We start from the raw sequence: 1,472 nt of genomic DNA, 5'->3' as shown, positions 1-1,472 counted from the left end.
CCGAGACCGGCAAGGCCTACCCCAACCTCGACGTGGTCTGGGAGGAGATCCACGAACGCTGGATCGAGCAGTTGCAGCGGCTCGGCCTGGACCCGGAGCTCTTCCGCTACCAGCGGGAGATGAACGCCGACGAGGGCGAGGCCGCCGGCCTGTTCGCCGTCAAGAACGACTCGGACTTCACCGACCTGCTGCTGCGCGCGGTCACCGACACCCGGGACACCGACGGACTCGCCGACCTCGTGCACGGCTTCGCCCACAAACTGGGCCGCCGCGCCGAGCTGACGGCCGAACGCGACTTCACGGCCGGCTCCCTCGATCTGCTGGGCCGGATCGGCGAGGCCGCCGCCGAACGCGAACAGGCCCGCACCGTGCACACCGCGGCCGAACGGCGGGTGCGCGCCCTGGCCGGCCGGCTGGCCGCGCGCGCCCGCGGCGAGCGGGAGCGGGCGGCGGAGCTGGCCGCCGGGGTGGAGTCGGCCCAGGCCGCCGTCGCGGCGGCCGAACGCGAACGGGCCGACGCCTCGGCGATCGCCGCCGAACTCGCCTACCGCCACGCCTCCCTGGCCCTGGCCGCGGCCGAGAAGGCGGCGGCGGCCCAGCGCCGGGAGCTGACCGACGCGCGCACCCTGCACGCGGCCTGGCAGGCCGCCGAGACGGTGCTGGCGCACCGGGCCGCCGCCGACCGCTCGGCGCGGGTGGCCGCCGCCATCCGGGAGGCCGAACGGGACGCCGCGCCCGCCCTCGCCGCCCGCGGCAAGGCCGCCGGCGAACTGGTGCGCGCCCTGCACGCGGCCGCCGAGGACAGCGAACGGGCCGCGGGCGAACAGGAGGAGCGCTCGGCCCGTCTCCAGCACGCCTCGGAGTCCGCGCACCGCGACGCGACGGCCGCGGCCACCGAGGCCCAGCGCGCCCGCAGCGAGTCCGAGCATCTGCGGCAGCGGCTGGCCGAAGTCGAGGCGGAGACGGCCGAAGCGGTCCGCAACGGCTGGCTGGAGGGCGCCGACCCGGCCCGCGCCGCCCTGTCCGCGAGCGACGCCGAGAAGACCGCCGCCGCGGCCTGGGAGACGGCCCGCGAGGCGGCGGTCCGCGCCGGCGAACGGCTGCGGGACGCCACCGCCGCCCACTCCGGCGCCGACCTGCTGGCGGCCCGCTCCCTGGACGCCGCCACCGCGGCCGAAGCCGCCTGGCAGGCCGAACACGCCACCGCCACCGCCCTGGCCCGCGAACCCCGGCTCGCCGAACTGCTGAGCCTGGCCCCGGCCGCGGACCCGGCCGCGGGCGAGCGGGACGAGGCCGTACCGTCCCCCGCCCCGGCCACCGCGCCCCGCCGCACCGACGACGGGCCGCTCACCGCCGAGGAACTGGACCGCAACGCCGAAGCGCTCACCGCCCTGCTGGAGGAGCGCGTCAGCGGCGCGGAACGGCTGCTGTTCGAGCTGCGCACCGCCGCCGCCGACGACGCCCGCATCCTC

The 1,472-nt window shown here is 78.5% G+C and carries 1 pseudogene; it reads left to right on the top strand.

Annotation, left to right across the window (positions count from 1 at the left end):
• Positions 1–1,472 (top strand): annotated as a pseudogene (locus tag ACFV5N_RS27765) (hypothetical protein); the annotation flags it as partial.

The organism is Streptomyces sp. NPDC059853 (assembly GCF_042731495.1).
Classification (GTDB): Bacteria; Actinomycetota; Actinomycetes; order Streptomycetales; family Streptomycetaceae; genus Streptomyces.
The sequence above is the reverse complement of the archived record's forward strand: the minus strand, read 5'-3'. Positions and strand labels throughout refer to the sequence as shown.